At 49.1% G+C, this 23,589-nt stretch carries 26 protein-coding genes; 18 read left to right on the forward strand and 8 right to left on the reverse strand.

Annotated features, from left to right (window positions below; genetic code table 11):
* Positions 1–687: a DnaJ family molecular chaperone gene (locus H6G46_RS15990; RefSeq protein ID WP_010873037.1), complete on the reverse strand. Its 687-nt coding sequence runs from the start codon at positions 685–687 to the stop codon at positions 1–3.
* Positions 688–903: 216 nt separating this feature from the next.
* On the opposite strand from H6G46_RS15990, the gene ispD reads away from it, so the two are divergent.
* From ispD to cysS, 8 genes are all read left to right on the forward strand, one after another.
* On the forward strand, positions 904–1,596 hold the full coding sequence (gene ispD, locus H6G46_RS15995) for a 2-C-methyl-D-erythritol 4-phosphate cytidylyltransferase (RefSeq protein WP_010873038.1): 693 nt from the start codon (positions 904–906) through the stop codon (positions 1,594–1,596).
* 83 nt (positions 1,597–1,679) lie between these two features.
* The gene (gene fbp, locus H6G46_RS16000; RefSeq protein WP_010873039.1) at positions 1,680–2,723 is read left to right on the forward strand and encodes a class 1 fructose-bisphosphatase; all 1,044 of its coding nucleotides are present in this window, start codon (positions 1,680–1,682) and stop codon (positions 2,721–2,723) included.
* 206 nt (positions 2,724–2,929) lie between these two features.
* Positions 2,930–3,664, forward strand: coding sequence for a sucrose-phosphate phosphatase (locus H6G46_RS16005; protein ID WP_010873040.1), 735 nt, complete (start codon positions 2,930–2,932; stop codon positions 3,662–3,664).
* Positions 3,665–3,789: 125 nt separating this feature from the next.
* Positions 3,790–4,128, forward strand: coding sequence for an STAS domain-containing protein (locus tag H6G46_RS16010; RefSeq protein WP_020862292.1), 339 nt, complete (start codon positions 3,790–3,792; stop codon positions 4,126–4,128).
* Positions 4,129–4,200: 72 nt separating this feature from the next.
* Positions 4,201–4,632, forward strand: a complete 432-nt coding sequence (locus H6G46_RS16015) for a Mini-ribonuclease 3 (RefSeq protein WP_010873042.1) — start codon at positions 4,201–4,203, stop codon at positions 4,630–4,632.
* Between the two features lie 12 nt (positions 4,633–4,644).
* Positions 4,645–5,799, forward strand: coding sequence for a 23S rRNA (guanosine(2251)-2'-O)-methyltransferase RlmB (gene rlmB, locus H6G46_RS16020; protein WP_010873043.1), 1,155 nt, complete (start codon positions 4,645–4,647; stop codon positions 5,797–5,799).
* A 79-nt stretch (positions 5,800–5,878) separates the two neighbouring features.
* Positions 5,879–6,190, forward strand: a complete 312-nt coding sequence (locus H6G46_RS16025; RefSeq protein ID WP_010873044.1) for a DUF1816 domain-containing protein — start codon at positions 5,879–5,881, stop codon at positions 6,188–6,190.
* Positions 6,191–6,326: 136 nt separating this feature from the next.
* A complete protein-coding gene (cysS, locus tag H6G46_RS16030) occupies positions 6,327–7,778 on the forward strand; it encodes a cysteine--tRNA ligase (protein WP_010873045.1) in 1,452 nt (483 codons plus the stop codon).
* A gap of 30 nt (positions 7,779–7,808) precedes the next feature.
* On the opposite strand, the gene H6G46_RS16035 is transcribed toward cysS, so the two are convergent.
* Positions 7,809–8,396, reverse strand: a complete 588-nt coding sequence (locus H6G46_RS16035; protein ID WP_010873046.1) for a Maf family nucleotide pyrophosphatase — start codon at positions 8,394–8,396, stop codon at positions 7,809–7,811.
* A gap of 153 nt (positions 8,397–8,549) precedes the next feature.
* Here H6G46_RS16035 and H6G46_RS16040 point away from each other — a divergent pair, with 153 nt between their 5' ends.
* Positions 8,550–10,073, forward strand: coding sequence for a type II CAAX endopeptidase family protein (locus H6G46_RS16040; RefSeq protein WP_223211379.1), 1,524 nt, complete (start codon positions 8,550–8,552; stop codon positions 10,071–10,073).
* A 112-nt stretch (positions 10,074–10,185) separates the two neighbouring features.
* The gene (locus H6G46_RS16045; protein WP_010873048.1) at positions 10,186–10,626 is read left to right on the forward strand and encodes a hypothetical protein; all 441 of its coding nucleotides are present in this window, start codon (positions 10,186–10,188) and stop codon (positions 10,624–10,626) included.
* Between the two features lie 26 nt (positions 10,627–10,652).
* Here the strand turns inward: H6G46_RS16045 and H6G46_RS16050 are convergent, their stop codons facing one another.
* Positions 10,653–12,125, reverse strand: a complete 1,473-nt coding sequence (locus H6G46_RS16050; protein WP_010873049.1) for an apocarotenoid-15,15'-oxygenase — start codon at positions 12,123–12,125, stop codon at positions 10,653–10,655.
* 130 nt (positions 12,126–12,255) lie between these two features.
* Between H6G46_RS16050 and clpS the strand changes: the two genes are divergently transcribed.
* Positions 12,256–12,543: an ATP-dependent Clp protease adapter ClpS gene (gene clpS, locus H6G46_RS16055; RefSeq protein WP_020862291.1), complete on the forward strand. Its 288-nt coding sequence runs from the start codon at positions 12,256–12,258 to the stop codon at positions 12,541–12,543.
* 59 nt (positions 12,544–12,602) lie between these two features.
* Here the strand turns inward: clpS and H6G46_RS16060 are convergent, their stop codons facing one another.
* Positions 12,603–13,775: a glycosyltransferase gene (locus H6G46_RS16060; RefSeq protein WP_010873051.1), complete on the reverse strand. Its 1,173-nt coding sequence runs from the start codon at positions 13,773–13,775 to the stop codon at positions 12,603–12,605.
* 170 nt (positions 13,776–13,945) lie between these two features.
* Between H6G46_RS16060 and H6G46_RS16065 the strand changes: the two genes are divergently transcribed.
* The 3 genes from H6G46_RS16065 (at position 13,946) to H6G46_RS16075 (ending at position 16,502) form a co-directional block, all read left to right on the forward strand.
* Positions 13,946–14,455 carry an inorganic diphosphatase gene (locus H6G46_RS16065; RefSeq protein WP_014407118.1) on the forward strand — a complete coding sequence of 170 codons (510 nt, stop codon included), beginning with the start codon at positions 13,946–13,948 and terminating at the stop codon, positions 14,453–14,455.
* 263 nt (positions 14,456–14,718) lie between these two features.
* Positions 14,719–15,084 carry an NAD(P)H-quinone oxidoreductase subunit M gene (locus H6G46_RS16070; protein WP_010873053.1) on the forward strand — a complete coding sequence of 122 codons (366 nt, stop codon included), beginning with the start codon at positions 14,719–14,721 and terminating at the stop codon, positions 15,082–15,084.
* A 41-nt stretch (positions 15,085–15,125) separates the two neighbouring features.
* Positions 15,126–16,502 carry an Ig-like domain-containing protein gene (locus H6G46_RS16075; protein WP_010873054.1) on the forward strand — a complete coding sequence of 459 codons (1,377 nt, stop codon included), beginning with the start codon at positions 15,126–15,128 and terminating at the stop codon, positions 16,500–16,502.
* A 60-nt stretch (positions 16,503–16,562) separates the two neighbouring features.
* Here H6G46_RS16075 and H6G46_RS16080 read toward each other — a convergent pair whose 3' ends face one another.
* Positions 16,563–18,179, reverse strand: a complete 1,617-nt coding sequence (locus H6G46_RS16080) for a glycoside hydrolase family 3 N-terminal domain-containing protein (protein WP_010873055.1) — start codon at positions 18,177–18,179, stop codon at positions 16,563–16,565.
* Between the two features lie 116 nt (positions 18,180–18,295).
* Positions 18,296–18,715, reverse strand: coding sequence for an NUDIX domain-containing protein (locus H6G46_RS16085; protein WP_010873056.1), 420 nt, complete (start codon positions 18,713–18,715; stop codon positions 18,296–18,298).
* Positions 18,716–18,729: 14 nt separating this feature from the next.
* On the opposite strand from H6G46_RS16085, the gene folB reads away from it, so the two are divergent.
* The gene (folB, locus tag H6G46_RS16090) at positions 18,730–19,182 is read left to right on the forward strand and encodes a dihydroneopterin aldolase (protein WP_010873057.1); all 453 of its coding nucleotides are present in this window, start codon (positions 18,730–18,732) and stop codon (positions 19,180–19,182) included.
* Positions 19,183–19,192: 10 nt separating this feature from the next.
* Positions 19,193–19,813 carry a LysE family transporter gene (locus H6G46_RS16095; protein ID WP_010873058.1) on the forward strand — a complete coding sequence of 207 codons (621 nt, stop codon included), beginning with the start codon at positions 19,193–19,195 and terminating at the stop codon, positions 19,811–19,813.
* 118 nt (positions 19,814–19,931) lie between these two features.
* On the opposite strand, the gene moeB is transcribed toward H6G46_RS16095, so the two are convergent.
* Complete coding sequence (gene moeB, locus H6G46_RS16100) at positions 19,932–21,110, reverse strand: molybdopterin-synthase adenylyltransferase MoeB (RefSeq protein ID WP_010873059.1); 1,179 nt, start codon at positions 21,108–21,110, stop codon at positions 19,932–19,934.
* Positions 21,111–21,245: 135 nt separating this feature from the next.
* Here moeB and H6G46_RS16105 point away from each other — a divergent pair, with 135 nt between their 5' ends.
* Both H6G46_RS16105 and H6G46_RS16110 read left to right on the forward strand, forming a co-directional pair.
* Positions 21,246–21,650, forward strand: coding sequence for a DUF2237 family protein (locus H6G46_RS16105; protein WP_010873060.1), 405 nt, complete (start codon positions 21,246–21,248; stop codon positions 21,648–21,650).
* A complete protein-coding gene (locus H6G46_RS16110) occupies positions 21,651–22,634 on the forward strand; it encodes an RluA family pseudouridine synthase (RefSeq protein ID WP_010873061.1) in 984 nt (327 codons plus the stop codon).
* Positions 22,635–22,758: 124 nt separating this feature from the next.
* On the opposite strand, the gene H6G46_RS16115 is transcribed toward H6G46_RS16110, so the two are convergent.
* Positions 22,759–23,490 (reverse strand): sugar transferase, encoded by a 732-nt coding sequence (locus H6G46_RS16115; protein WP_010873062.1) that lies wholly within the window; start codon positions 23,488–23,490, stop codon positions 22,759–22,761.
* Between the last annotated feature and the right edge of the window lie 99 nt (positions 23,491–23,589).

Here is a 23,589-nt window from a genome sequence, read left to right on the forward strand (position 1 = left end):
TTAAACCCCTAATTGTTCTTTTAAATCCTGTAAACGCTCTTGAGCCTCAGCAATTTGCTCATCCAGATGTTTAGCCATTTCTGTCAAAAGATCTTGACCAGACTGTCGTGCTTGCTCTACTTGCTCCATTAACTCAAAAAGCTCCGTTTGTCTTAACTCTGCCATATCTCGATGGATGGCTACTAACCGAGAACGACACTGGGCAATCTGACGAATAACCCGAATTAACTCCGCTGCAACGCCTTCTCCTTGGACTGAATGAGGATCAGATTCCCAACTAGCTAAAATTTCCCGTAACCGTTGCTCATCGCCTTCTTCGTAGGCCTGATTTGCCGCGGCCATTAAATTTTGTCGTTTAGCCCTTTCCACCTCATCCGTTGCTAAATCTGGATGAACACGCTTTGCCACCTCTCGATATAGCTTTTTCAAACCATCCGACGGTTTAAAATTACGGGATGACTCCAAATAGTCCATGTACTCCGTAATCTGCGCTTCAATGCGTTCCAGTTCCGTATAGCGACTTCCGATCAGTCCTAAATACTGCTGTTCAAAACTATGTAACTCAGCTTGAAAAGTCGTCAATTTAAGCTCATTTTCCGCTAATTCTGACTCTAAAGTTTCAAGTTCAGCCTTTTTTGCAGTTAACTCTTCTTCTTCCGGACTTGTGTAGATGGTGAGGTCGTCCATTGTACTGACTGTTAACTTTAATGTTTTTATCCTAGCTTATTTATCAACTTTCATAAAGAGCTAAAATCAAAACCAGCTAGCCACTCTGGGGAATTTTGCAGAGCCGATCATCTCTAGACCTATCGTTGCGAATTTTCCTTTTGTACTGAGATTTCCCCAAAGTAAACATGGTAAGGTTTGAGACCGAGAATTTCAGCAGAGTTGACGGTCGGGTAGATGCATTTACTAATTCCAGCGGCGGGTTCCGGCAAACGGATGGGGAGCGGTCACAATAAGTTACTTTTAAATGTTTTGGGGCAACCCCTGCTGAGTTGGACAGTGCAGGCGGCATTGGCATCCCAGTCCATTGAGTGGATTGGCATCATGGGCCAACCCTACGATTTTCCAGCCTTTGAAGCTCTATTAACTCCCCTCCATAGCCCTAAACCAGTGCAGTTAATTGTGGGGGGAGATACCCGACAACAATCGGTTTTTAATGGCATCCAAGCTCTGCCCCCGGGGGCGAAATTTGTGTTAATCCACGACGGTGCCCGTTGTTTGGCTACGCCGGATTTGTTTGATCGTTGCACAGAGGCTCTCCAGCATTGCCAAGGATTAATTGCCGCCATGCCAGTGAAGGACACCATCAAAATAGTTAACGCTGATGGTTGGATCACTGACACCCCCGATCGCCAAGGATTGTGGGGAGCCCAAACGCCCCAGGGTTTTGACGTGGCCCTGCTCAAAGCCTGCCATGACAAAGGTAAACAGGAAGGTTGGGAAGTAACGGATGATGCGGCCCTGCTGGAAAAATGTGGGCAACCCGTGAAAATAGTGCCAGGGGAAGATACTAACTTGAAAATTACCACCCCCGTAGATTTGGCGATCGCCGAATTTATTTTGGGGCAGAGGTCGGCAAAATCCGCCTGAAAATAGGCAAATTTCGGGGTTCGGAAAGATCAAGCTAGGATGGAAGGGACTTTGAGCCTAGCAATCCAAGGAGACTTTTATCCATGACCGTTAGTGAGATTCATATTCCTAACTCTTTACTAGACCGGGATTGCACCACCCTTTCACGCCACGTACTCCAACAACTGAATAGCTTTGGGGCCGATGCCCAGGATTTGAGTGCCATCATGAACCGCATTGCCCTAGCGGGAAAACTGATTGCCCGTCGCCTGAGTCGAGCTGGGTTAATGGCCGATGTGTTGGGCTTCACTGGGGAAACCAACGTCCAGGGGGAATCGGTGAAAAAAATGGACGTATTTGCCAATGATGTTTTTATTTCTGTCTTTAAGCAAAGTGGCTTGGTTTGTCGTCTGGCTTCGGAGGAGATGGAAAAACCCTACTATATTCCTGAAAATTGCCCCATTGGTCGCTATACTTTGCTGTACGACCCCATTGATGGTTCCTCCAACGTGGACATTAACCTCAACGTGGGTTCCATTTTTGCCATTCGGCAACAGGAAGGGGACGATCTAGACGGCAGTGCGTCAGATTTATTGGCTAACGGAGACAAGCAAATTGCTGCTGGTTATATCCTCTACGGCCCCTCCACCATCCTGGTTTATTCCCTCGGCTCCGGAGTGCATAGCTTTATCCTCGATCCCAGTTTGGGGGAATTTATTTTAGCCCAGGAAAATATCCGCATTCCCAACCACGGCCCCATTTACAGCACCAATGAAGGTAACTTTTGGCAATGGGATGAAGCCCTGAGGGATTACACCCGTTACGTCCATCGCCACGAAGGTTACACTGCCCGTTATAGCGGTGCTCTGGTGGGGGATATTCACCGGATTTTGATGCAAGGGGGAGTGTTTCTTTATCCTGGTACGGAAAAAAATCCCGACGGCAAATTGCGTTTGCTCTATGAAACTGCGCCGCTGGCCTTTTTGGTGGAACAGGCTGGGGGAAGGGCTAGTGACGGCCAAAAACGTTTACTGGACTTAATTCCTTCTAAATTACATCAGCGTACCCCCGCCATTATTGGCAGCGCAGAAGATGTGAAATTGGTGGAATCTTTCATCAGCGACCACAAACAACGGCAGGGTAATTAGTTTACTTAATCACTGCAAATCGTTTGAGGTCTAGGAACGTCTTTTAAAAGCCCCCTAGCCCCCCAATTCTGGGGGGAATAGTGTTCAAAGTCCCCCAAATTTGCCGGAGCTTTAGTGAAGACATTTGGAGAGTGGATCATGACTTTTCAAACATACTCTAACGCCGGAGATTCAACTTTGTTGGTAAATCTACATTGATCAATCCTATGCGACAGTTATTGCTAATTTCTGACCTGGACAATACCTGGGTCGGAGATCAACAAGCCCTGGAACATTTGCAAGAATATCTAGGCGATCGCCGGGGAAATTTTTATTTGGCCTATGCCACGGGGCGTTCCTACCATTCCGCGAGGGAGTTGCAAAAACAGGTGGGACTCATGGAACCGGACTATTGGCTCACCGCGGTGGGGAGTGAAATTTACCATCCAGAAGGCCTGGACCAACATTGGGCTGATTACCTCTCTGAGCATTGGCAACGGGATATCCTCCAGGCGATCGCCGATGGTTTTGAGGCCTTAAAACCCCAATCTCCCTTGGAACAAAACCCATGGAAAATTAGCTATCATCTCGATCCCCAGGCTTGCCCCACCGTCATCGACCAATTAACGGAGATGTTGAAGGAAACCGGCATCCCGGTGCAGGTGATTTTCAGCAGTGGCAAAGATGTGGATTTATTGCCCCAACGGAGTAACAAAGGTAACGCCACCCAATATCTGCAACAACATTTAGCCATGGAGCCGTCTCAAACCCTGGTGTGTGGGGACTCCGGCAATGATATTGGCTTATTTGAAACTTCCGCTCGGGGTGTCATTGTCCGTAATGCCCAGCCGGAATTATTGCACTGGTATGACCAATGGGGGGATTCTCGTCATTATCGGGCCCAATCGAGCCATGCTGGCGCTATCCTAGAGGCGATCGCCCATTTCGATTTTTTGAGCTGATATTTTAGTTAACAATTCCGAATGGGCAAGCAAAGTAAGCTACAATTTGACATTGTTCAATTTTGAGTACAGGGTGTAAAGCCGAGGAGGGCGTTATTGCTGAGCCACTAAACTTGACGGTCAGTTTGCGCGGGACATTAGAAGTCAAGGAAAAGTTACAAATCTTCCGTCTGACGGGTTTGTTGGACGCATTTTCCGAGCCTACCTTCCGTAAGGTAGTCAGCGATCACATCGAAGCAGGGCCTCCCCATGTGGTGCTGGACTTGTCCACCATTGATTTTATTGATAGCTCTGGCCTAGGAGCTTTGGTGCAGGTAACCAAACTTTCCCAAAACAAACAGGGAAGTGTACAGATTGTCACCAACCCTAGGGTTACCCAAACGGTAAAACTGGTGCGTTTGGAAAAATTCCTCCATCTCCATAATTCCCTGGCTGAGGCGATCGCCGCTACCACTGAGGGGTAATGATGGTTGGTTGTTCACGGGTGGTCCAACCATGGTGGTGCTGTCCCGTTTTGACTGCAATGGGGAGGTGCCATGACCCAGTTTGATGACCATCCCCTTTGGCAATCTTCCCTGAACCCCGCTGATGCCCCTGCGGTACAGTCCCTATCCCCCGTGGCCCTGGCCTATCTAGGAGATGCTGTTTTTGAACTTTATGTCCGTTGTTGTTATCTGTTTCCCCCCCGTCGCATAGGGGATTTTCACCGTCGGGTAGTGGCCCAAGTTCGAGCTGAACAACAGGCCCAAATTTTAACCACCCTTTTACCCCAATTAACCGACCCAGAAAAGGAATGGGTGCGTCGGGGTCGTAATGCCGCCACATCTACCTCCCGGCGAGCTAATCCCGAACTGTACCAGGCCGCCAGTGGTTTAGAAACTCTTTTAGGTTATTTATACCTCAGGGATGCCCGTCGACTAGATGAACTATTAGCCTTAATTGAACTGCCCGACGCCGCCCCCCGTTAGCCCCCGAAAGTCATGACTGAAATGCCCAAGAAGAAATTTTCTCCCCGTTCTGCCCGTGGAGATAAGCCCCGCTATGGAGAGCAGAAACCCAAACTAAAGCGCAGTGGAGATAAACCCCGCTTTAACGATGACCAGCCCCAGGGTTTTAAAGAAAAATCCGATCGCTTCCAGGATAAGCCCCGTCCCCGGACCAACGACGATAAACCCCGACGGGCTGGGGATAAGCCCAGCAACTTTAAGAGTCGTTTTAAAGATAAAGACAGGGATAAACCCCGCTACGGTGACGATAGACCCCGGCGATCGGGCCAGAAGCCTCCCTTTGGCAAAACTTTTCCTGCTGCTCCCCCGCCGATGGACTCCGAGCAAGCCCAGGAAGCCTTGGATTTACTCTACGGCCACCATGCTGTTCTAGCGGCCCTAGACGGCGATCGCCAATTGAACCGCATTTGGATTACTTCCCATCTCCGCCACGACATCCGCTACCGCACTAAAATTCAAACCGCTAAGGCCAACGGCACGGTAGTGGATGAGGTCGATAATTTTCGCCTGAACCAAATCACCCACAACGCCAATCACCAAGGCATTGCCGCCCAAGTAGCCCCCTACCACTACTGGGAACTGGGGGATCTGATTGATAAAGCTAAAAGCCAAAGCACTGCTCCAGTTTTGATCATCATCGACAGCATCACCGATCCCCATAACCTGGGGGCAATTATTCGTACCGCCGAAGCGTTTGGGGCCCAGGGCATGGTGTTACCCCAACGGCGGGTAGCCGGGATCACTTCCACAGTGATGAAAGTGGCCGCTGGCGCCTTGGAACATTTCCCCGTGGCCCGGGTGGTAAATCTTAGCCGTGCGTTGGAAACATTGAAGGAGTCTGGCTTTTGGATCTATGGCACCGTAGCAGGGAAACAAACTGCTCTGCATCAAGCGGATTTGCGAGAACCCATGGGGTTAGTAATTGGCTCGGAAGGAGAGGGATTGAGCTTGCTCACCCAAAAACACTGTGACCATCTAATTACCATTCCTTTAGCCGGTAAAACCCCCAGTCTGAATGCTTCTGTGGCGGCGGCCATCAGTCTTTATGAAATTTTTCGCCAACGGGGTTTTGATCGCCCCACCCTATCCCACACTGCCTCCGACTTACGAGAAGTTTCCGAGGATTAGGAAAAGAAGGGACAAGGTAGCAGATTTAATTACGATTCTGCCGGCAATGTAACAAAATATTGCGGATTGGAAAGTTAAAATGACAGCAAACAAATCCCATTACCTTGTCTCTATCCCTACCCAAAGTCCTATGAAAGAACTGTGGATCCGTGTTTTATCCTTGCTGGGCATGGCTCACTGGGTTGTAATTAGCACCGGCGCTCCTCGCTGTACCTATTATTTTGGCCCCTTTGCCCGCCGTAGTAGTGCGGAAAAAGCCCAGCTAGGCTACCTGGAGGATTTGCGGGGAGAAGGAGCCCAGGATATTCAGGTAACCGTCAAGCAATGTAAGCCCGCCCGCTTGACCATTTTTGATGAGGCAGAGGAGTTAATGCCTATCCTTTCTCCCTAGTACTGAAAGCGTTACCTTTTTACCACGCTCAGTTTTCCCAGTCTGGCCCAATTCCTGGCGATCGCCGTTGGGCCTGGGTGTGGCTTTGATGGAGAATAATGGGAAGACTGTCCATTGATTTTTGCCTTCCCTGCCCATGACCCTGCGCCTGTACGATTCCCTCACCCGAGCCAAACAACCCCTGCAACCTCTCCACCCTGGCCTGGTGACAATGTACTGTTGCGGCATCACCGTCTATGACTATTGCCACCTAGGCCACGCCCGTACCTGCATTACCTGGGATTTGGTGCGTCGTTACCTGCAATGGTCGGGTTATGAGGTGCGCTATGTGCAAAATTTCACTGATATTGACGACAAAATCCTCAAACGGGCAGTGGACGAAAGCTCCACCATGGAGGCGGTGTCAGAAAAATTTATCGCCGCCTATTTTGAAGATATGGAAGCGTTGGGAGTGCAACCAGCGGATCTTTACCCCAGGGCTACCCACACCCTAGATGGCATTAAAAGGTTAATTGCGGAGTTGGAAGCTAAGGGCTACGCCTATCCCAGCGGTGGAGATGTCTATTACTCAGTGCGTAATTTTGACGGCTACGGCAAGCTCTCTGGACGCAGGCTAGAGGATTTGCAGGCGGGGGCCAGCGGCCGGGTGACAGTGGCCGATCCCGATGGAGCCCAAAAACAGGACCCGTTTGATTTCGCCTTATGGAAAAGCGCTAAACCGGGGGAACCGGCCTGGGAATCTCCTTGGGGTAAGGGGCGGCCGGGCTGGCACATTGAATGTTCCGCCATGGTGAGGGAATTTTTAGGGGAAACTATTGATCTACATGTGGGGGGCAATGATTTAATTTTTCCCCACCACGAAAATGAAATTGCCCAATCGGAGGCGGTGACGGGTCAACCCCTGGCCCAGTATTGGCTCCATAACGGCATGGTGAAGGTAGATGGAGAAAAAATGTCCAAATCCCTGGGGAACTTCACCACCATTCGGGCTTTGCTAAAAACCGTTGACCCCATGGCAATCAGACTTTTGGTTCTCCAAGGTCATTACCGTAAACCGCTAGATTTCACCGAGACGGCGATCGCCGCCGCCACTAATGGTTGGCACACGCTAAGGGAAGGTTTGCAATTTGGCTATGACTACGGTGGAGATTTTGGCTGGGAGTTGGCATTTACCCCCCTAGGCCCCGACGCGAACCAATGGACGGTGGCATTCCAGGAGGCGGTGGACGATGACTTTAATTTTGCCGGTGGTTTGGCCGTAATGTTTGAATTGGCCAAGCATCTACGGTCTGAGGGCAATAAATTAAAATTTGAGGGGTCCACCCCCGCCGATCTGGATTTGTTGCAAACCCAATGGATTACTTTGGTCAGTCTGGCAGAGATTCTGGGTTTAAGTATTAATCCCGAGTCCCAATCTAGCAACGATAATGGTTTGACTGATGGGGATATTGAACAACTGGTGGCCCAACGCACCCAAGCCCGAAAAGATAAAAACTGGGCCGAAGGCGATCGCCTCAGGGATGTGCTGCAGGAAGCGGGGATCACATTGGTGGATAAACCCGGTGGGCTAACGGAATGGTTCCGCTAGTCCAACTTTGTGGGATAATTTAGTTTATTGTTACCAAAAATCTTTAAGGGAGTAACCCAACCGTTGCAACAATGACCGCAGAATGGGCAAGCTCAGGCCAATCACGTTGCTGGAACAACCATCCAGTTTATTAATTAACATTCCCCCTTTGCCTTCCAGGGCAAACGCCCCAGCACATTGGAGGGGTTCCCCACTACCCACGTAGGCTTGGATGGTGTCGTCATCCACATCAGCAAAATGAACTTTGGTTAACCCCGTTTGGCACAGGCAACGGTTTTGGGTGCGGTCAATCAAGGCATGGCCCGTGTACAGTTCCCCCACCTGACCCCGCATGGTTTGCCAACGGGCGATCGCCACCGCGGGCGACTCTGGTTTACCGTAGGTTTGACCATTAACCAATAAAAGGGAATCACAGCCGAGGACGAGGGCATCAGCGAATTTACTGGCCACCGTTCCTGCTTTAGCCTTGGCCAGAGCTTCCACCAGGGCCACTGTGTTGTCGGCGGCTAAGGAAGATTCATCGAAATGGCTCACGGCCACTAGGGGGCTAATGCCGGCCATTTCCAGCAAACGTTTGCGGGCGGGGGAAGCAGAAGCAAGAACAAAAGTTGGAGGCATAATCGTTGTTTTTTAACACTCATTGTACTACAAAGGCAATGCTCCCCGAGGGGGATAACCGGCCTGGCCAAAAGGGGGCGATGGGTTATGCTAGCTTCGTTAACACAGCCGTCCCTGAGCCAAGGACGGGGTTTTAGACCCAGTTTTTTTTTGATGAAGCGAATTATCCTCGCCCTGTTGACGGTTATTTCCCTGGTGCCCTTTTTACTTTCCCTGGTGGGAAGCTTAGAAGAACCCCAAGTACAGTCTCAGCTACAACTTTCCCAAACCAATCTGTTGTTGCAAGCTTCGGCTTGGCAGGGGAAGGGGGAATCGGGAACATGGCGGGAAACCCTGCAAACAGCCCTATTGGAAAGTCAACCCCAACAGGGAGGGTTAAAACAGTACGAAATAGCAGTCCAGGAATTGACTGACTATCTAGACCGGCTCAAAAATCAACAGGCGACCCTGGAGACATCCCCCAATGTCAATCCGGCCCCAATCCAAGCAGTCATTGCCAAAAATCAAAAGACCCTAAACCAAATTCAAATTAATTTGGGGTTGCTCCAATACGCTGAGAATCAGACGCAAAAATCCCTCGATACTTGGCAATCTGTAGTGAGCAACGGTGAGCCAAATGAGCAAGAAATCGCCACCGTGCTGATTGCTCTACAACAAGCCGAACCCATCCCCTCCAATGCGGAAGCGGTTATTAATAGCCAATTAAAGGGATGGTTTCGTTGGCAGGGACTGACCCAGCTTTATCGCCGCCAAGGTAATCTTGAAAGCCTCGATCAGGTTTGTGATACCCCCGCCTGTGGAGCGTTGCAAACAGAAGTGGAAAAGGCTAGCCAGCGGGCCCTGGTGAAATTAGCCCTACTCAACAGCTTGCCTTTGTTGGGAGGAGGCATCGGTGTTTTGCTGATGATTGGACTGTTATTGCAATGGGCTTTGGGTCGGGAAAAGGCAATTCTAGCTACTAACGCCAAAACCAGATGGGACACTCCCTGGAATTGGGAAACCACTTGGCAGGTGTTGGTGGTGGGTTTCTTTTTTCCCAGCCAGATTGTTTTGCCGTTGGTGGTGGGGGTGTTACCTCTGCCCATGGCGGATTTGTCATTGATGGGCAAAGCCTTCTACGTATTGGCCACCTATGGGGCGATCGCCGCAGTGGGTTTGGGGTCTTTATTCGTCTCCCTAAAGGACTTTCGTCCCCTACCCCAGGATTGGTTTACCCTGCGTCCTAACTTCGGAGCCATTTTGTGGGGCTTGGGAGGCTACCTGGTGGCATTGCCATTGGTGGTGTTGGTGTCCTTAGTAAATCAAGAAATTTGGCAGGGCCAGGGGGGCAGTAATCCCTTGCTTTCCCTTGCTTTGGATTCCCAAAATTGGTTAGTGCTAGGAATTTTCTTTTTTACCGCTGCCGTTTTAGCGCCGGTGTTTGAAGAAATTATCTTCCGGGGCTTTCTCCTACCAGCCCTAACCCGCTACTTTCCCGTTAGTGTAGCCATTATTCTCAGCAGTTTACTGTTTGCCATCGCCCATTTGAATGTGTCGGAAATTTTACCTTTATTTGTTTTGGGCTCCATTCTCGGCCTTGTTTATAGCCGTTCCCGCAATCTTTTATCTTCGATGATTCTCCACAGTCTCTGGAATAGTGGAACATTGTTAAGCCTATTTATTTTGGGTGGCAGTTGAATGCTGATAGTGCCCTGATTTTGAAAGTAAGATTCTAGAATGGTGCTGGCAGGCCGAATTTTCCTCTAGCCCCCTAACCTGTGGTGAGTCGCCAGTGGACTGGTGAGTTTTTATGGACTGGCTTTTCTATTTGTTCTTAACAGCCGTTTTTTACGTTTACCGTTTAGTCAGCCTGAAATCGAGAACAGAGCAGGAACGCATCGGTTCAACGCCGGTGTTTTTCTCTACCCTCGGTTTTTTTGCCATTTTTGAATTTGTTTTTGCGGACTCTTTGTTTAGACTGCCACTATTTCATGTTTTAGGGCTAATTTTTTCCTTTATTTGTGCTTTTACCATTTATATTTACCTGCGGAATTTAAAAAAGGAGGTAGAAGTGATTTTCGAAAAATTAGTCAAACAAAGTCAGGGCAAAGTGAGCGTACTGACTTTTATGCAACGTACTAACATGACTAAAGATGAAGCCATGGATTACTTAGACGCCAAATTACGCCAGCTCCCTGGCATCACCTACGAAACCCTGGGCAATATTTATTATGAATTTGACCGTTGGTAAGGGCTTCTGCGGTGGCCATCTAGACTTCAAGTCTGGGCCCAGGAACCGTGCAGGGGATAGGGAATGTGATGCTTTAACTTCAAAGTGGCGATCGCCGGAGCAGTAATGTCCTGAGCATCAAGAATCACTAGTTCGGAACGGTGCAAATCAGCTTTATAAATCAAGCAGAGCAACCAACCATCATCTTCAGCCACGCCACCGGGTCGGGGCACAAAAATAGGTTCCCCGGCAAAACCATGGGGGGCAAAGGAACGTAGAGTTTCAGTGCCGGACTCTAGATCTACTTTGAGAATGGCCTGAAGGGGAGCATTGCCTGTGCTATGGTGTGCGGCTCCCATGTAAACATAGCGATATGGACGGCCAACCTGCTGGGGATGGACAACGGGAAACTCGCAACAACGACTAACCATTAACTGTTTTTCCACCGTGGCTGCTGCGGGATCAATGGTGAAACGCCATAACTGTCCGGGATCTAAATTATCGAAATTCGTACTACGAAAATCCCCATCGGTGTCTACCTGGGGCAGGGAATTGTAACAAATGGAATCGAGGATTATTTTGCCATTTTCCTCAAAAGCGTTGGCATGGTGAAAAACAAAGCCTGCCTGTACCGGAATTCTTTTTATTTCTCCACCGTCCCTAGGAACGAGAATAATTTGAGCAGGTTTATCGGGATGAAATTGCACACATTCCCCTGCTCCTCGCAAACCGAAAAGGTAGGGTAACCCGTTGAGAGTAACGTTATTTTGCAGAAAAATGGCGTAATGGGGCGTGATCGCAAAATCATGAATAAAAGCAAAACCAGGAAAAGTTTCAGTTTTTTGCCGCAACAATTTACCCTGGGGGTCTAGCTCTAACAGGGTGAGGGTACTGCTCAAGCTGGATTTAATTGAAAAGGTCACATAGCAGGGTTGGCCCCCATCAAAAGTTGAAGCCGGATCAATGCGGGGATGGGCCGACAGGGGTTGCCCTTCCGCAAGAATGCCGCCCAAATCATCCAACCCAATGGTTGCTAAGTTTGATGGTTCCAAGCGATGGGGTTGTCCCCCTTCCCATAGGGCCAAGAGGCGATCGCCCCAGTAGGTAATGTTGGTGTTGGCAATGTTTTTTAGCCGTAAGTCAAAGATAGTTTTGAGCCAGCCCCCCGCCGGTTGGGAACCAAAGACGCCCCGATAGATCATTTTTCCCGCTTTTTGCTCTTCCACGTAACCCTGGGTGCGGACAAATTTGCTCTGGAAATGTACTCGACCGTCCCCAGGAAATTTAAAGGCTGTCACCATGCCGTCCCCGTCAAAGGGATGCTTCAAAGGGCGATCGCCAATTTCCAATAATCCAGGGCCGTTGCGATAGAGCGTTCCCTGGAGGTCTGGGGGTATGCTCCCTTCCACGTCTTCGACCCAATAATCCCACTCCTGGGGCTGGGACTGGTAACCTCTCAGCCAATCCTGCGGACTGTAGGAGCGCTGCGATGGGGAACTGGTTGGGGGGGAAGTGACCATGGTCAATGGGGAAGTTTGTTACATTTCTTTACTTTTACCATTGTAACGTTCTCCGCTCCGGGGAACTGGGGGTTAAAATCTATACGTAAAGAATCTGAAGTTTTTCCACTTTCGCCCAGGGAGGTAAATGATGGCGACCGAAGTTTTAAACAAGCCCAGCAATAGCACAATCCGCAAACACGCCCCCCGTTACCGGGTCTTACTGCACAACGATGACTTCAACTCCATGGAGCATGTGGTGCAAACTTTGATCCAGACGGTGGCGGGCATGACCCAGCCCCAAGCGGTGGACATTATGATGGAAGCCCACTTTAACGGCATGTCTTTGGTGATTACTTGTGAGTTGGAACACGCTGAGTTTTACTGTGAAACCCTGCGGAGTCACGGGCTGTCCAGCACCATCGAACCGGACGAATAGGCCCTAATTTTTTCTTGATGACAACGGTTGATCCGGTGGAACTTCAGCGGCGGAGGGCATTAGACATCCGTAACTCGCCAACTAAGTTTGAGGTTGAACCAAAAGTTCCAGAGGGTCACTAGGGCGATCGCCAGGGCGTTGGCTAGGTAGCGGTTGAAGTGGGAAAAGTTAAAGAAGAAATTCAACAGCCCCAGGTTAATGCCCAGGCCAGCCCAGCAGATCAGGTTAAATTTGAGCAGACGTTTACTGACTTGGGAGGGACTATTTTGTCCCTGGGTTAGATCTTGAAAAGTCCAACGGTCATTCCAAAAAAAGTTGTTCAGGATGGCTAACTGGGCGGCGATGATCTTACTGCGGCTCAGGGGCAGATCTCCCAGGGATGGTTCCGTGAGGATAAATAAAATGGCCATGTCCACCGCCACTCCGGTTAGCCCCACCGCGCAAAATTGCAAAAACCGGGAGGAAAGGGACAACCTCAGTTTGCATAGATGCTGGAGATATTCCACATACTGTCGCCAAGTGACCTTGCTTTGCCCCGATCGCCGTTCTTGAAAAACGTAGCCGACCTCCGCCAACCAACGGATGCGCCCCCGGGCCGTCACTTCAATGAGGATTTTGTAACCCACTGGACTGAGGGGACAATCGGCGATCGCCTGACGCCTAACCAAGAAAAAACCACTCATGGGGTCGGACAGACGGCCAATTACCTCCGGCAGAATTAATAAACCTAGCATCTGGGCCCCCCGGGAAAGTAGCCTTCGCACTAAACTCCATTGACTGACCCCCCCTCCTGATTGATGACGACTAGCCACTGCCAAATCTGCCCCCCGCTCCATTTCCGCCAACAGGGCCAGCAAGACCTGGGGAGGATGCTGTAAATCTGCATCAATAACTCCTAAAAAATTTCCCCTAGCTTCTTGCCAACCTCGAATCACCGCCGTGGATAAACCTCGTCCTTCTGTTCTTCTAATTACTCGCAATTGGGGATAGGTGTCGCTTAAGTTAAAAGCCTTTTGCCAAGTTAAATCGGGACTGTCATCGTCCACCACAATCAACTCATACTGTCCAGACCAACGGTTTTCCAACAGTTTCACCAGGGTAGTTACCATGGCTTGGATATTTTCCCCTTCGTTATAGGTGGGCAACACTAGGGAAAGGAAAATACCATCGGCCTCCCCCAGCTTGGGCACTGTTAGGGCAGTGGCTGGCGATGGCAGGGGAAAATAGACCATGGACAGGGGCAGAAAAATTGACAATAACCGTCCTAATTATGGCCTGTGAAAGGGCCAAGGGAAATTCCCCTCAGCTAAGGCTAGGTACAAGGGGAGCCCAACGAGTAAAATGCGATCGGGTTTTGAGCCCGTTTGGTTGTGACTCTTTTGTATTTCGTTGGAGAAAAATTGTGGATCTAAGCCGTATTCCTGCCCAGCCCAAAGCCGGTTTGATCAATGTGTTGATCGAAATTCCCGCAGGGAGCAAAAATAAATACGAGTTCGACAAAGACATGAATTGCTTTGCCCTCGACCGGGTACTGTATTCCTCTGTGCAATATCCCTACGACTACGGTTTTATCCCCAACACCCTGGCTGACGATGGCGATCCCCTCGATGGCATGGTGATTATGGACCAGCCCACTTTCCCCGGTTGCGTAATTACCGCCCGCCCCATTGGTATGTTGGAAATGATTGACGGTGGCGATCGGGACGAAAAAATTCTTTGTGTTCCCGCCAAAGATCCCCGCTACACCTACGTTAAATCCATCAATGACCTGGCTGGGCACCGCTTGGATGAAATTGCCGAGTTCTTCCGCTCCTACAAAAATTTGGAGAAAAAGGTGACAGAAATTCTGGGCTGGAAAGATGTAGATGCAGTGCTGCCCTTGGTGGAAGAGTGCGTTAAGAACTACAAATAGTAGTTGGGGTGGAGCTAACTGAACCGGTAAATCCTCTAAATTTTGTTTGCCCCCGGACTTCTTAATTTGGGGGGCTATGGGCTCAAATCGAGGGTCTTCCCCTGGCCCTAAAGCCCCCCTCCTATTAGTTGATAGGGGCGATAAGACTTTTAAATATCTTCTTCAAACAAGGGTTTGGCTGGATTCTTGCCATTGCCTGGTGACCGACCCCGGACAAATTTGTTTAGAATTACTCTTGATCTCCAGAGGCTTAGCTAATTGCCATGCTTGTTAAATCCACTACCCGCCACGTCCGTATTTTTAGCGCTGAAGTACAAGGTAATGAACTGATTCCCAGTAACAATGTCTTGACCATGGATGTGGACCCCGATAACGAATTTGTTTGGAATGAAGATGCTCTCCAACAGGTTTATCGTCGCTTCGATGAGTTGGTGGAGTCCTACAGTGGTGAAGATTTAACTGACTACAATTTACGGCGCATTGGCTCGGATTTGGAGCATTTTATCCGTGACCTGTTGCAAGCAGGTAAAGTTAGTTACAACCTAGATTGTCGGGTGTTGAATTACAGCATGGGGCTGCCCAAGGTGGAAAATCAGGAAACTGCAGGAAAATATTGGCTGGATAACTAACTTGGTATCAATTGACCATAACTGGAGGGAGGCTTAACACTGTGCTCGATCGCCATTGGCATAATCAAAATAATTGTCGGCCAAGCTATTGGTCCCATGTGACCACTGTGCTGACGATATGTCTGCTGGCGATCGCCATGGGTTTAGGGGGTTGTCAATCTTTATCGGCATCGTCCCCGCCCCCCTTAATTAAAACTAGCGAACCAGTGCAGTTGGGCAACCTGCGGGAAGTATCTCCCCCCAAAACAATACAAGCCCTAGCCTCCAGCTTTAATCAATACCAACCCCAGGTAACAATCCTCTCCCCGGCCCCCGATACGGTGCTCAAAAAGACCACAGTGGCGGTGAAACTCCGGGCGGAAGACCTACCCCTGAACCAAAATGACACTGTTCCCCTGCGGGCCCATGTCCATCTAATTTTGGATAACGAACCCTATCGGGCGATTTATAACCTAGACCAACCCATTGTCCTAGAAGATTTGGAGCCGGGCACCCATACCCTGCGGGCCTTTCCTGTCCGCCCTTGGCACGAAAGCTATAAAAACGATGGGGCCTATGCCCAAGTTACTTTCCACGTTCTCACCAAAACCGACAGCAATAATCCAGACTCCGACCTACCCCTATTGACCTATAGCCGTCCCAAGGGAGACTATGGCGCTGAACCAATTCTTTTGGACTACTATTTAACCAACGCTCCCCTCCACATTGCAGCGACCAATGATGCTGACTTGAGCGATTGGCGCATCCGGGTCACTGTCAATGATGAAAGTTTTTTGGTGGACCAATGGCAACCCATTTACCTGGAAGGCTTTGAAACCGGGGAAAATTGGCTCAAATTGGAGTTCATTGACGAAGCGGGCAACCTAGTGGCTAACCGTTTTAACAACACAGTGCGGGTGATCAATTACCAACCTGATGGCCAGGATGCCTTTTCCCGTTTAATGCGAGGGGATGTGCCCTTAGCGGAAGCCTACACTATGGTCGGCTTGGACCGCCCCTTTGGAGTGGAGCCTGTGGAGGAAGCGGGAGAGCCGGAGCAATTGGTGGAAACTGCGCCGGAACCTGCCATTCAAACGGAAGCAACGGAATCAGTTGAACTCGATCAACAGGTTGAAGTGGAGGAAACGGAAGTAGTAGTGGAAGAAGTTCCCCTTGCCGCTCCAAAGGAGACCATACAGGATTTGAACACTTCCCCAGAGGGCATTACAGAAGAAAATATTTCCGAGTCCCCCCCACAACTATCCCCAGATATCCAACAGCCTGAAGCGGTGGAGGAACCGGAGTTAGTAGGGGAGACAGAAGAGGAAATACTGCAGACAATGGTAGAGGAAAAGGTGATTGAAGAAGAAATTACTGAGCTTCCGACAGCACCTTCAGAACCGTTGGATAAACTGACCCCTACTCCCTCAGATAGTTGAGCAAGAATTACCAGCGCTATGGTTTCCCAGAGTATTGCTTGAGCCTGGGTGAATCAGCTTTTAGGTGGTAAAAGTCCTATCTTTAATGCTTTGATCAGATAAATCTTGCCAACCGAATAATCGGCCAATGGCGATCGCCTGGGCTTGGGGCATTTGGCCATGGGAAAAGGCCCAGGGTAAATGGGGGCAGAGTTCCGCCATCTGGGTTTGGAACCAATCTAAAACGTAGGGACTGCCGTAGACGATTAATCCCTGTAAGGATGGATGGGTTAAACATTGGCGATACAGCGCTTGGGTTGCAGATGTTAAACCCGCAGTGCCCCGGAAGGGATTGCCCCGAATAAATACCTGGAGTAAAAATGGATTTTGACCAAGGGGATAGTGTTCCAACAATTCTGGAGTGAGGATTTTGACTGTGTATCCTCCTTTCACCGGCAAAGTTAGAGCAGGACAAGCCCGGTCAAGGAAATCGGCGGTAAGTAAATCATCCACAATAACTAAATTTTTTCCCGGTTGATCGCCTAGGTTGGCAATGGGCAAATCTCCCTCGCTTTGCAGTGCTGCAGTGAGAATTTGATCCACTAATTTGCGGCCGGGCCCAGTTTGTAAATTAATGGTGAAATTGTTCGGATCAGGGGCGGGGGCTAATTTTTCCTTGGCAGTTAATACCCGTTGCAAAGATTGTTCAATTCTCTCCTCCGTTAAACGACCCGATTCCACCGCCTCGGCGATCGCCGCAATCACAGTTACTGGATCTGGTGGCATTAAGAGAATATCCACCCCTGCTTCCAAAGCCCGTACCGCCACTTCCCTAGGGCTAGCAATGTCCGTAATTCCCCCCATAATCAGCGCATCGGTGACAATGATGCCGTCAAAACCGAGTTTTTGTCTTAATTGTCCAGTCAAAATGGCCGGGGATAAAGTTGCCGGATTACTATCGTCCCAAGCAGGGACAAGAATATGGGCAGTCATCACACTATCCACCCCTTGGGCGATCGCCTGCTGAAAAGGAAGCAACTCTAAGGTTTCCAGTCGGTCGATGGGGTGGGGAATAACGGGCAAATGTAAATGGGAATCGGTGCTAGTGTCCCCATGGCCAGGGAAGTGTTTAGCAGAATTTAGCACAGGAAATTGCTGGGTTCCCGTAATAAATTCCCGCACTAAAGTCCCCACAATCTCCGGGGTTTCCCCAAAGGCCCGCACATTAATTACTGGATTGTTAGGATTATTATTCACATCGGCGATCGGGGCCAAAATCCAATTCAAGCCCACCGCTAGGGCCTCCTGGGCAATCACTTCCCCCATCTGCTTGGCATATTGTTGAGCCAAGTCTAAATCTTGCTCGGCAATGCTGCCTAAAGCCATGGGAGGGGGAAACCAAGTGGCACCGGAGAATCTCTGCCCCACCCCCTCCTCAATGTCAGCGGCTAAAAGTAATGGCGTCGGAGCCCAACTTTGTAACTGAGCAGTGCGTAAAGCTAATTCAGCCCCACTGCCCCCTAAGAGAATTACCCCGCCCAAATTAAGGTTTGCTAACCAATTCTGCAGAGTTTGATTGGGAGCTTCCCAAGCAGGGTAACGAATTTGATGGTCAAACAAAAATCCTGAGGCCCGCACCACAATTAATTGGCCGATTTTTTCTCGTAAAGTCCAATTGCCGGGGTTGATGGCCGCCATAATTTTCGCTTTGCTTATTGTTAAAATACTAAATAGTTAAAAATCAATTTCTAGTTGGGTCAAGCTTAACGAATTTAGTTTCATTGATTGCCAAAAAAAACTGATTTTAGTAATCATTAAATGGACATAAAACGTTGCTGATAATCTTCCAAAAGTAGCTTGGTAAAACTATTAAGGGGAAAATCCAATGCTTCTAGGGGAGTGACCCATTCCCATTCAACAATTTCCTCATTGGGAATCACCTGAGTGGACTCACAACGGGCGTAGTAGTTTAATAAAACAAAATGGGCTGGGCAATGGAACTGTTCATCATTCACCGCTTCCTGTACCAAAGCAAACTTTATTTCCCGTAGATCTAACCCCACTTCTTCTTGGAATTCCCGTTTTAGGGCCGCTTCTAATGTTTCTCCCCATTCCACCTTTCCCCCAGGCACCCCCCAGGTGCCCCGCCATTTGGTGGTTTTGACAATTAAAACTCGGCCGTCGGGGGCAGTAACCAGCGCACCAACCGTAGCTAAGGGAAATTGGGGAGGCATGGCAGGGAAAAATTATGGCAATTTTTGACGGGGTGATCATACCATGGTTAGCTGGGGAACTTGTTGTTCTTAGTTCAATATCTGGTAGTCAGCTAGTACTTAATCAATTTATGGATACGTTAAACGTTAAGGGAATTCGAGCCTATGGTTACACTGGCTACTTCGATGCAGAACAGTTTTTAGGGCAATGGTTTGAGGTTGATCTCACCATCTGGATCGATTTGGCCAAGGCTGGGCAGAGCGATGACCTAAACGATACCCTCAACTATGCGGATGCGGTGGCGATCGTGCAAAAGCTCATCCGTGAGTCCAAGTTTAAAATGATTGAAAAACTGGCCGAGGCGATCGCCGATGCCATTTTAGGAACAGGCAAAACCCAGCAAGTAAAAGTGGCCCTGACTAAGTGCCAGGCTCCCATTCCAGATTTTGACGGGGATGTGACCCTAGAAATTCTTCGGAGTCGTTAGATTATTTAAGGTGTTAACCATGGGTTGGTCTAACATACTCAGTTTGTTTGGGGCGATGTTGATCCTAGCGGCTCTTCCCAGCTTGAGTGTGTTAACCGTTTCGAGTAAAAGTGCCAGTGGTGGTTTTATTCATGGCTTATTTGCGGCCCTTGGCGTTGTTTTAGGCGATATTATTTTTATTCTCATTGCTCTCTGGGGTTTAGCTTTTTTACGGGGGGCAATGGGCGATTTTTTTGTCATTCTTAAATATATCAGCGGCATTTATTTAAGTTGGCTGGGAATTAACACTATCCGAGCCAAAGTTAACAATCAAAGTCTGGCCAAGGTAGATGTCAAATCCCTCTCTTCTAGTTTTTCCGCCGGATTGCTCATAACTTTAGCCGATCAAAAAGCTGTCCTGTTTTACCTGGGCTTTTTACCCACTTTTGTTGATGTCAATAATATTGCCTATCTTGATATCGCAGTCATAATCTTAACCGCCATTCTGACGGTGGGAGGTGTAAAAATATTTTATGCTTTTCTTGCCCACCGCTCAGGGCTATTAATCAGTAGACAAAATAAACGGATAATGAATTATTTAGCCGGCGCTCTAATGATTTCCGTTGGTGTATTTTTGCTTATTTCAAGCTAGCGAAGGTCAATCAATTGGGTAAATTCCATACAAAAAAGTGACCGCCATCTCCACTACCAGGAAAATGGCGATCGCCAATATGATCAACGTGATCAACAACTATTAGGAAAACAAAAGTTTAGTATTCGGTCACGCTGGGATCCACTTCCCGACTCCAAGCAGTGATACCCCCTTTAACATTGATGCCTTCAATGCCGGCCTCTTTAAGCAGAGATAAAGCTTTGGTGGAACGCCCCCCCAATTTGCAATGGGCGATCAAAATGCCCTCGTGGCCGTCTAGCAATTCTTTGACCTTGTCAATGCCATGGCCTTCTTCAATGTCCGGCAGAGGCACTAGTACGGAGCCAGGGATCCGGGCAATATCATATTCATTGGGATTACGAACATCTAAGAGGATAAAGTCTTTTTCTTGACTTTCCATCAAGGCATGCAACTCTCGTACTGTCATTTCCGACAGAGCAGAGGCCTGTTCTGCTTCAGCGGCTTTGGCCTGGGGAATGCCGCAAAACTGATCATAATCGATTAATTTTTCAATGACCGGCCGCACAGGATTGGGGCGCAGTTTCAATTCCCGGAATTTCATATCCCAGGCGTTGAACAGCAGCAGACGACCGCTGAGGGTGTTGGGGGCTCCCAAAATGATTTTTAGTGCTTCCGTTGCCTGAATCGTACCCACGATGCCCGGTAATATACCTAAAACTCCCCCCTCGGAACAGGAAGGTACCATCCCCGGCGGTGGCGGTTCTGGATAGAGGTCACGGTAGTTTGGCCCCCCTTGGTAGTTAAACACCGTAGCTTGTCCCTCAAAACGGAAAATGGAGCCGTAAACGTTGGGCTTATTCAACAGCACACAGGCATCGTTGGTTAGATAACGGGTGGGAAAATTGTCCGTACCATCGATGACAATGTCGTAGGGGGCAATGATGTCTAGAGCATTGGCGGAGGAAATCTGGGTTTCGTAGAGGTCCACCTGACAGAAAGGATTAATTTCCATAATGCTCTGCTTGGCAGACTCGATTTTGGGCTTGCCTACCCAGGAAGTGCCGTGGATGATTTGCCGTTGCAGGTTGGAAGTATCAACAATGTCAAAATCCACCAAACCGATCCGTCCTACCCCCGCTGCAGCCAGATAGAGTAGCAATGGGGCACCTAGACCCCCGGAACCAATGCACAGGACACTGGCGGCCTTGATACGTTTTTGGCCGTCGAGCCCCACCTCCGGCAAAATAATGTGGCGGGAATACCGTTGGTAGTCGTCTTGGGAGAGTTCAATCTCTGCTAGGTTTGGGTTAAGCATTGCTGTTGTTCACGGAAAATCATCGTCGGGACTATGGCCGCAACGAACCTATCATTTTAGTCTTTTTGGCGGCGGCACTACCATGGTTTTGGTGTGAAGATTGTTAAATAGAATTCTTATTTTTGCTTAAACAATATGGCTACTCTCCAGGATTCCCGGGATAAGAATGTGTTGGGCGGTGACCTCAAATGTTGCTGTAAGTCACCGTTGACGGGCTTTTACCGTAATGGTTATTGCCAAACGGGGCCGACGGATTTCGGCCGCCATGTGGTTTGTGCCCAGGTGACAGCGGAATTTTTAGAGTTTTCCAAAGCCCGGGGCAATGATCTTTCCACACCCCAACCGGCTTACCAATTTCCCGGATTAAAACCAGGGGATAAATGGTGTTTATGTGCGGCCCGCTGGCAGGAAGCAAAGGATGCGGGCATGGCTCCGCTGGTGGATTTAAGTGCCACCCATGTTTCTGCGTTGGAGGTGATCAATTTGGATGCATTGATTCCCCATGCGTTGCCAGGACAATTTTCACCGGAAGAAGAATAGATGATTGACCAAATTATTGATGAAGTTACGGATTCAGATCCCTATCAAGAATTGTTGGTAACGGCCGATGGCGTTGCCGAAGGCACACTGGGTGTCCGCCTGGATAAATGGTTGGCGGAACAGCTACCAGAGTTGTCCCGTTCCCGTTGTCAAAAATTGATTGAGTCGGGGCAGGTGCAACGCAATGGGTTAGTTTGTCAGGATAAAAACTTGATCCTCAAAACTGGCGATCGCCTGGTGGTTAATATTCCTGAGTTGATTCCTTTGGATGTGGTGGCCCAGAATATTCCCTTGGATATTTTGTATGAGGATGAACAGTTAATTATCATCAACAAGCCAGCGGGATTGGTGGTGCATCCCGGCCCTGGTCATCCCGACGGCACAGTGGTTAATGCTTTGTTGGCCCATTGTCCCGATTTGGCTGGCATTGGCGGCGTGCAAAGACCGGGCATTGTCCACCGTTTGGATAAAGACACCACTGGAGCGATGGTGGTGGCCAAAACTGAATTAGCACTGCATAACCTACAGGTTCAACTCAAGGAGAAAACTGCTCGCCGTCTGTATTGGGGCATTGTTTATGGATCTCCAAAGGAAATTCAAGGCACGGTCAATCTCCCCGTGGGCCGTCATCCCGGCGATCGCCAGAAAATGGGTATTGTCCCGGTGGAAAAAGGGGGTCGGGAAGCGGTTACCCATTGGCGACTGTTGGAAAGGATTGGGAACCACAGTTGGTTGGAATTTCAGCTAGAAACGGGCCGTACCCACCAAATTCGGGTACACAGTAAGCAAATGGGCCATCCTTTGGTAGGGGATAATCTCTACACTTCCCCTGGCAGTGTCAACGTCAACCTGCCCGGCCAAGCCCTCCATGCCCACCAGCTTTCCCTCATCCATCCGGTGAGCGGAGAAATAATTACGGCGATCGCCCCTATGCCAGCCCATTTTGAAAAGCTGTTGGTTTATTTGCGGCAAAGAATTCCCTAAATGTTGCTATGGATGCAAGGAAGGGATAAATAGACTCTAACCAAACTGAATGTGGTCTAATTTTGGCCACATCAAGGAAGGCTCGAAAATTAATTAAATTAGGAGCTGAATTAGCTTAGGAGAGTTAATAAGCCCCATTATTGTTGGGAAACAGCATCACACCCAGGGTTTTAGCGATGATCAGTAAATCCAACGTCATGGTGCGGTAATAGACGTAATAAACATCAATTTGCACCCGCTCAGGATAGGGAATATCGTTGCGGCCAGAAACCTGCCATAAGCCGGTTAGCCCTGGCTTAATGCTCAGAACTTGGTTAATTTGACGTCCATACTTGTGCAACTCCTCCGGCACCAAGGGACGGGGCCCCACCAAGCTCATATCCCCCTTGAGCACATTCCAGAATTGAGGAAATTCATCCAGGCTAGTCAGGCGCAAAAATTTGCCAATCCAGGTAATGCGGGGATCATTACGGAGTTTGAAGTTCTTTTCAAATTCTTCTCTGGTTTGAGGACAGCCCGCCATCAGCTTTTCCAACACCTCATCGGCATTGGTGACCATGGTGCGGAACTTAATACATTTGAAACGTTTAAATTTGCGCCCCACCCTTTCTTGCACATAGAAAATAGGCCCCGGAGAGCTGACCGCAATCATTAGGGCGATCGCCAGGTAGAGGGGGGAACAGAGAACCAGTACCGACAGGGAGAAACAGATATCGAATACCCTTTTAGCCACGGTTCCGGTGAGGGAACTGGAGCGGGAACCTTGATACCTTCTCGGAGAGACCGTTGGATAAAATCCGCGTCTCATCAAAGCACGGAGGGCTTTTACAGAGATCGGTGAGCTATTGGCAGTCATCGTACTCCATCACACATCACACCATATGGTCCTAATCATAAAGCCTGAATCGACAATTGTTACGATTCTTTGCTAAATAACTGAGGACTCCCACCGCCA

Source organism: Synechocystis sp. FACHB-908 (assembly GCF_014698595.1).
Classification (GTDB): Bacteria; Cyanobacteriota; Cyanobacteriia; order Cyanobacteriales; family Microcystaceae; genus Synechocystis.